Origin of the sequence: Streptomyces sp. NPDC051320 (assembly GCF_040682175.1) — a bacterium.
Taxonomy (GTDB): domain Bacteria; phylum Actinomycetota; class Actinomycetes; order Streptomycetales; family Streptomycetaceae; genus Streptomyces.
The window spans coordinates 1-7,340 of record NZ_JBFBAL010000040.1; the positions used below are offsets into that span (position 1 = coordinate 1).

Consider the following 7,340-nt stretch of genomic DNA (forward strand, 5'->3'; position numbering starts at 1 on the left):
GCACGCAGTTCGAAGAAGGCACTGCCTTCGCAGCCCACCTTGCCGTCGCCGCTTGACGAGTTAGCGCCCTGAGGTGTCTACATGGCGATCATGTCGCTCGACCCCACCGGCAAGGGACAAGCCCGCTGGACCATGCGCTGGAAGACCGCGCTGAACGCCTTCGACATCACCTTCGACGGCCGTCTCACCGCCGCCCGACAGTAACCTCAACAACCCGAATTACACCGTTCGTTGGACAGACCCCTGCGGCGCGAGCAGCGGCCGACACAGCCCGCACCGACGCAACTGCCGTCGCCAGCCCTGCGCCGGCCCGGCGGGCGAGCCGAGTGAGAACTCCCGGGCAAGCCTTCCATCGTGTGTAGCGCCGTACGTGCCCGCGCGATGTCAAGGCGAGTCATCGAGCGCCCGCGCCTGAACCGCCGCGACGGTCACCACCGCCAGCTCGTCCCGCTCCGTCGTCCGGCGTGCCACCATGATCGTCCAGTCAGCTGCGGACACCAGCCGCAACTGGTCGTGCTCAGCCGCCCGCAGCCGCTCCTCGCGACGACGCCGACCCCACGCACCCATCACGAAACCCACCTTCCGAAACGCGGTGAACGACGCAAGCGCCCGCCTCCCATTGTAAGAGGCCGCCGGGCACTTGCCGTTGATTCAGGATGCGGCGGCGTCGAATCGGCACTCGTACCCGACTGGGGATGGCGGCGAGGGCGCTCGTGGTCGGATCTCATCCTGCACTATCCCCCGCTCGCGCCTGTCGTTCACGCACAAAGCCGCTCCAGCCCCGCCTTCCCAACTGCGTCCTCGACCAGCTTCCCTCCGGGTACGTGCTCCCCTTTGGCCCTGCCGAAGGGCTCCGAGCCGCGCGGGCGGAACCCGTTGAGCGCCTGTACCGCATTCAAGGTGCACGGATCGCAAGGCTTAACCGGTCGGCGAGACCTGATGCAGTGCTGTGAGGACGGCCAGCGGAGTGGCCGCTGCCCAGGCTTGCGGTGAACACGAATGCGGGTAGGGCACCGGTTCTGGGTGATCGAGGAGTCCGTATCCCGCTATCACCTCGGGCAGCCGGTGGCCGTGGTGTGCGGCAGCGTTCAACAGACCGTGCGCGAGCGTTCGGGCCTCGTGTGCGAGACCGCAGCGTGCGAGTCCGAGCAGGATGATGGCGTTGTCGTGCGGCCAGGCGCTGCCGCGGTGGTAGGAGAGGGGTTGGTAGGCGGGCTGACCCGAGGCGAGGGTGCGGATGGCCCAGCCGGAGAAGAAGTCGGGCTCCAGCAGTCGCCGTCCCACGAGCTGCGCGTGTCGCTCGTCGAGGATGCCCGACCACAGGAGGTGCCCCGCATCGGAGGCGAGCGAGTCGACCTGCCGCCCTTGTCCGTCCAGCGCCAGGGCGGGGAAGCCGGGCCCGGGCATCCAGAAATCCCGCACGAAGCGGGCCCGGAGATCGGTGGCGGCGGCCTCCAGTTCGTTGGCGTAGTCAACGTCGTTCCAGACCGAGCGTGCCAGCCGCGCAGTGCGGATCAGAGCGTCGTAGGCGTATCCCTGGGCCTCGGCGACCGCGATGGGCCCCTCGGCCTGCGTGCCGTCAACGAAGCAGACAGCTCCGGCTGAGTCTTTCCAGTTTTGATTGACCAGCCCGTTGGGGTCGGGCGTGTAGACCAGATAGCCACCGCTGTGCAGGCCGCCGTCTTGGAACATCCATTCCATGGCCGCGCGGGCCTGGTGTTCCAGACGGGTGGCGAGTGAGCTGTCCCGCGTGGCCTGCGTGTAGCTGCCCAGGAGCACAAGGAACAGCGGAGTCGCGTCCACCGAACCGTAGTAGCGACCGTACGGCACCTGGCGGAAGCCGGCCAGTTCCCCGTGCCGGAGTTCGTGGACGATGCGGCCCGGCTGCTCGCACCGGTACGGGTCGTGACGGGTGCCCTGCGTCGCCGCGAGTGCGCCGAGGGTCGCCGCGGCCAGCTCAGGCCGGTACGGGAGAGTGAAGAGGGAGGTGAGCAGGGAGTCGCGGCCGAAAAGGGTGAGAAACCAGGGGACGCCGGCGCCCGTTACTCTCAGCTCTTCGCCGTCCGGTCCGGTGGCGGGCATGCGCAGCGCCGCCAGGTCGCTCAGGCCGCGTGCGCAGGTTGCGGCCAGACCGGGGGGCGCGTCCCGGGGCATCGGCAAGGGCGTGTCACCGATGAAGGACGCGATGTCGGCGGCACAGTCCACGGCGGCGTCCGACGGGGTGGCGACCGCTGCCGGGGCCGGCCCGCCGTGCGGGTAAGCCATGACTGTCAGCAGCAGTTCCGCCGCACCGTGCGAGGGCAGGTCCAGTCGCCATACCAGCCGGTGGGCGGTGTCCTGCCCGTCCACTGGCACGACGGCCTCCGGGGCTGGTGTCGCGGAGACCGTCGTGCGGGAGAGCCAGTCACCGCGCTTGTACGCGAAGGCGACTCCGCCGGGCTCCGCACGCGCGCTGCGCTGTGCGCCGTCCTTGTCGTAGTGGCGCTCGTCGGAGCGCAGTTCGAACTGGTCGGCGAAGTCGGCATCCACGGTCAGCCCGACGAGTGCCGTGGTGGTCTCCGCCCGGTTGCTGACCAGCCGGAGCCGTTCCGTCAGGGCCCCGTCGGCGAGGGACTGTTCACGGAAGACTGTGTAGGCGGGGGGCTCGTCGCGGGTGCCCGGCGGGGTCAGTACACAGCTGGCGGAGAACTCGCCGTCTGAGGGGACGAGCACTGCGGGAGCCGCGCCGTCCACGGTCAGAGACCAGAGACTCAGGTGCCTTGCGTCCTGCCGGAACATCCCGTCGGGGGATGCGCCGCGGCTGCCGGTGATACCGCCGTCGGCCCTGAGGACGGCGAAGGTGCCCGCACGGACCAGGATGGTGTCCGCTGTGCCGATCACGTACGTACTCCGTTCGCGGGGCCGGTTGTGCAGCCGGCGATCTCCGAGGGCCGCGCGGCGACCAGCAGATCGAGGGTGAGGGCTGCTGTCCACCCGAAGCCGCGAGCGCCCCGGGGCTGCGAGGTGAACGGGTTCACGTACTCCGCGAAGTCGCAGGCACCCGCGGCGGTGAGCATCGATGTGCGCAGCCGGTCCGCCGTCTGGGCCCGCCCGTGCTCGCGCAGGCCGCGCTCCAGCAGCCAGTTGGTGTTGAACCAGGCGGGTCCGCGCCAGTAACGGGACCCATCGAAGGCGTGGCCGGTGAAGTCGTACGAGGGTGACATCGGTACCTCACCGAGCCGGAAGCCGGGGCCGGCCGCCGTTGCGAGGAGTGCGTCCACTACGTCGCGGGGGAGCCCGGGTACGATGAGGGGGATGAGCCCTGCGACGCTGCGCTCGGCGATGAGCTCGCCCTCCAGCAGGTCCCGGCAGAGGAACATTCCTTCGGCGGGGGACCACAGCCGCGCCACCAGCGCGGCGGTCAGCTGTGCGGCCCGGCGTTCGTGACGAGCGGCGTCCGCCCCGGTCTCGGTGGCGATCCGTGCGAGCGCGTGCTCCGAGACGATCAGCAGCGCGTTGAAGCAGGGGTCCTCGACCGCGAAGGCGTGGTCCCCTCCCGAATCCGCGTAACGCCGGTCGCGGTAGTCGGTGGCGAGACGTACGTAGCGGCCGTAGTCCAGATCGGTGGGGCGCTCCGCGGGCTGCCCGTGGTCGAGATCGGCGCGCCGATACGAGTCGGGGGCGGTCGGGTCCACGCGTTGCAGGGGGCCGTCCCAGCAGGGACTGTTGTCCATCCCGGGCTCCCAAGGATGCACCACCGCGGCGAGCCCGCCGCAGCCGAGGTCGCGGGGGCCTGTGAGGTAATCATGCCAGGCGGCGAGACGCTTGTAGAGCCGCGGCAGGAAGCCGCGGCGGCGTGAGAGTTCTGGGTCGGCACGGTGAACGAGCAACGCGGACAGGGCGTGGACTGGAGGCTGCACGATCCCTGAGGTCTCGGTGCCCGGGGGTGCACCGGCCGTCGCGCCGGCGCGGGAGGAACGCCAGAAGTCGGGGCTGGGGAAGTAGGCGTCCAGTGGGACAGCAGGGTTGAAGACGATGTGTGGCACGCGTCCGTCGGCCCACTGGGCGCCGAGCAGGCTCTCCAGTTCGCGCTGGGCGCGCCGCACCGACAGATGGCGCAGGCCGATCGCGATGAAGGCCGAGTCCCAGCTCCACTGGTGCGGATACAGGGCCCGGGAAGGGACTGTCGATGTTCCTGTCCAGTTGGCGAGTAGGACCCGTGCCGCGCCGCGCCGAAGGGTCAGGTCGTCGGTTGCGGCGGGCACGGGCATTTCGAGCAGCGACGTCACGCGCCGGACCTCCGCAGGAACGCGGGGATCGAGCGGACGGCCTCCGCGGGGTCGCCAGTTAGCCGGCATTCGACGGCGAGGTACCCGTCGTAGCTGATGCTGTGCAGGGCACCGAGCCAGGCGGGCCAGTCTAGGTGGCCGGCGCCCGGCTGGAACCGGTTGGAGTCGCTGACCTGGGCGTGGCCGATGTACGGCGCGGCGGCCAGGATGGCGGCCGACGGGTCGGCCTCCTCGATGTTCATGTGGTAGCTGTCGATGCCGATACGGACCGAGTCGCTCCCCACCGCTGCGATCAGCTCGGCGGCCTGCTCGAGGCGGTTGATCATGTGGTCCTCGTACCGGTTGAGCGGCTCCAGGTAGAGACTCACGCCCTCCTGGCGGGCGTGTTCGCCAAGTTCGGTGAGGCCCGCGACCAGCACCTCGCGGTCCTGCTCCTCCGTGCGCGGCGGTTCGAAGGGCGGCAGCCTGCGGGAGAACATGCCGTACGAGGCGGGGGTCTGGACGCCCAGGGCGCCGATCTCGGCCGCTACACTGAGCTGTGACTTCAGCTGTTCCAGTGCGTCGCGGCGCAAGGAGTCATCGAAGGCCGCGAAGAAGTGCAGCATGTCGACGCAGACGGTCGGCATGACGACGCCGTCCGCGCGGGCCTGTTTCAGCTCGGGAAGACGGTCACGGAACTGGAAGTCGCCCTTGGAGCGCAGCTCGATCGCGTCATAGCCAGCTGCCTGTGCGAACTCCCACTTCTGCTGCAGGCTCTCGCCGAGGAGGAGCTGTTCCTGGCAGGCGGTCTTCAACATGGGGGCCTTTCGGCGCCGGAGTGCCGGCGCTCGGTGTCTGGGGGGTGCCTCTATGTCTTTCGTCAAGGCATCCCTGTCGGGTTTGGGGTGGTTCAGGGTGCTGGGATTATGCGGCGAGCTCGACGTCCTTCGGCGTCCGAGATTCGTAGAAGGTGCCGTCGCGGAGCATGGCGAACAGGACGCTGATGCGTTGGCGGGCGAGGCGGAGGAGGGCTTGCGTGTGGGTCTTTCCGCGGGCTCGTTGTTTGTCGTAGTAGGTCCGGGAGGCGGGATCGGCGTTCATGCAGGCGAAGGCGGACAGGAACATGGCCTGCTTGAGCTGCCGGTTTCCGCCTCGGGGCGTGTTCGCCGTGGATCGAGGTTCCCGACGACTTCGTCGTCGGGGCCAGGCCCGCGTAGGAGGCGAGGTGGGCGGCGGTGGGGAAGTTCGTGCCGTCGCCGACGGTGGTCAGCAGGACTGCGGCGGTCCTGACGCCGACGCCGGGCATCGAGGTCAGGACCTGGGAAAGAGGGTGGGCCTCCAACAGGGCGTTGATCTGGGTTTCCATCGCCCGGCGCTGGGCGTGCACGGCGGTCAGGGAAGCGGCCAGGGAGGGGACGACGATGTCCAGGGTGGCGGTGCCCGGGACGACGACGGTCTGCTCGTCGAGTGCGTCGAAGACCTCGTCGATCAGCCGGGCGGCCATGCGCGGGGCCTTGGGGCGGATCAGTTCCACGAGCCGGCGTCGGCCAGCCTTTCGCAGGGCGGCCGGGGATCCGTAACGCTCCAGGAGCCAGGTGACGGCCTGGTGGTCCAGACGCGGCCCGAGGACGCGTTCCAGGGAGGGGTGGAACTGGGTGAGCAGGCCGCGTATCCGGTTGGAGGTGCGGGTGGCCTCGGCGGCGAGGTCCTGGTCGAAGCCGGTCAGGACGGTCAGCTCGGCGGTGATTTCGTCCGTCAGTTCCAGGGAGCGCAGGGTGTGCGGCATCGTCCGCGCGGCGTCGGCGATGACAGCGGCGTCCTTGGCGTCGGTTTTGGCCTCGCCGGGGTAGAGGTCGGCGATCCGGCGCATGGACAGGCCGGGCAGGTAGGCGACGCGGCAGCCCGCGTCGCGGGCGACGGTCAACGGCAGCGCGCCGATAGAGGCGGGCTGGTCCACGATGACCAGGACGGTGCCGAACTTCGCGGTCAGCTTGTCGAACACGGCCCGCAGCTTCGGCTCGCTGTTGGGCAGCGGCTTGTCGAAGACCTTCTTCCCGGCCGGGGTGAGCCCGTGGCCGTGGTGAGCGGACTTGCCGACGTCCAGGCCGAGGAACACGCCCACGTCTTCGATCTCGAACATCGTGCCCTTTCAGGGGTGTTGACGGTGCCGGCCTCGGCTCGGGTGTCGTGCTCGCGCATCCACGTTATGCAGACCTGCCGCCCGCGAACTGTCCGGCATTGCGCCGGACCGGACGGTGGCCGGACCTCTGATCAGCGTCTCCGACGAACACCCCCGGGCCCGGTGACACCACCCCCCAGGTCATACCTTCGACAGGGGGACACAGTCATACCGGACCCGGAGGCCAGCGGCCCCGTTGCAGGACCGCGAAAAACATAACGGGGGTGGGGCGGCCGGATGCGGGGAACGGATCAGAACTCCAGGACGATCTGCAGAGCGTCTGCGGGCCGTTCGTCGAGCAGGATGTACGCGTCTGCGGCGTCCGCCACCGGCACCACATGGCTGACCAGCGACTTCACATCGACCTGTCCTTCGGCGACGAGCGACAGGAAGGTCTGCTGGAGGCGCTCGACCGTCCACCGTCCCGCGAGCTGGGGCGGAACACCGCCAATCTGTGAGCAGACCAGCTGCACCCGGTTGTGGTGGAACTCGTCACCGAGACGCAGACCGATGCCGTCGCCCTGGTAGAAGCCGGATGCGACCACCCGGCCGCCGACGGTGACAGATCGCATGGCTTCCTGGAGCGCCGGGTAGACGCCGCTGATCTCGATCGCGACGTCGGCACCGACACCTCCGGTGGCTTGGCGGATGTGCTCGGCGACCGTACCGGTGCGGGCGTTGAGGGTGTGCAGGGCGCCGTATTCGCGGGCAGTGGTGAGCCGCCCGTCCAGTGCGTCGACCGCGGTGACCCGGGCGCCGTTGAGCTGGGCGAGGCGGGTGGTGAGCAGACCGATGACGCCCTGGCCGAAGACGGCGACGTTCTCGCCGAGGTGGATGTCGGCGCCGAGAACAGCGTTGTACGCGATGGCGCCGACCCGGGCGAAGGCGCCGGCCAGCGGCTCGAGCCCCGAGGG

5 protein-coding genes and 2 pseudogenes are annotated in these 7,340 nt (G+C 69.6%); 1 reads left to right on the forward strand and 6 read right to left on the reverse strand.

The genetic code is table 11. From position 1 onward, the window contains the following. Positions 1 to 75: 75 nt before the first annotated feature. Positions 76 to 204: pseudogene (locus AB0M87_RS33050) on the forward strand (IS256 family transposase); the annotation flags it as partial. A 180-nt stretch (positions 205 to 384) separates the two neighbouring features. Here the strand turns inward: AB0M87_RS33050 and AB0M87_RS33055 are convergent. From AB0M87_RS33055 to AB0M87_RS33080, 6 genes and pseudogenes are all read right to left on the reverse strand, one after another. Further along, entirely contained in the window at positions 385 to 570 is a 186-nt protein-coding gene (locus tag AB0M87_RS33055; protein WP_365859554.1) for a hypothetical protein, read from the reverse strand. Between the two features lie 348 nt (positions 571 to 918). Then, positions 919 to 2,877, reverse strand: coding sequence for a glycogen debranching N-terminal domain-containing protein (locus AB0M87_RS33060; RefSeq protein ID WP_365859560.1), 1,959 nt, complete (start codon positions 2,875 to 2,877; stop codon positions 919 to 921). Then, a complete protein-coding gene (locus AB0M87_RS33065; RefSeq protein ID WP_365859562.1) occupies positions 2,877 to 4,250 on the reverse strand; it encodes a trehalase family glycosidase in 1,374 nt (457 codons plus the stop codon). Before AB0M87_RS33065 ends, AB0M87_RS33060 begins: the two co-directional genes overlap by 1 nt. 14 nt (positions 4,251 to 4,264) lie before the next feature. After that, positions 4,265 to 5,065, reverse strand: coding sequence for a sugar phosphate isomerase/epimerase family protein (locus tag AB0M87_RS33070; protein ID WP_365859556.1), 801 nt, complete (start codon positions 5,063 to 5,065; stop codon positions 4,265 to 4,267). 106 nt (positions 5,066 to 5,171) lie between these two features. Beyond that, positions 5,172 to 6,387: pseudogene (locus tag AB0M87_RS33075) on the reverse strand (IS110 family transposase). A gap of 290 nt (positions 6,388 to 6,677) precedes the next feature. Then, on the reverse strand, positions 6,678 to 7,340 hold a 663-nt coding region (locus AB0M87_RS33080), incomplete at its 5' end, for a zinc-binding alcohol dehydrogenase (protein WP_365859558.1).

Bases quoted from the DNA above. Each gene is read 5' to 3' on its own strand.
- AB0M87_RS33065 (WP_365859562.1), bottom strand. From the start codon at position 4,250: ATGCCCGTGCCCGCCGCAACCGACGACCTGACCCTTCGGCGCGGCGCG.
- AB0M87_RS33070 (WP_365859556.1), bottom strand. From the start codon at position 5,065: ATGTTGAAGACCGCCTGCCAGGAACAGCTCCTCCTCGGCGAGAGCCTG.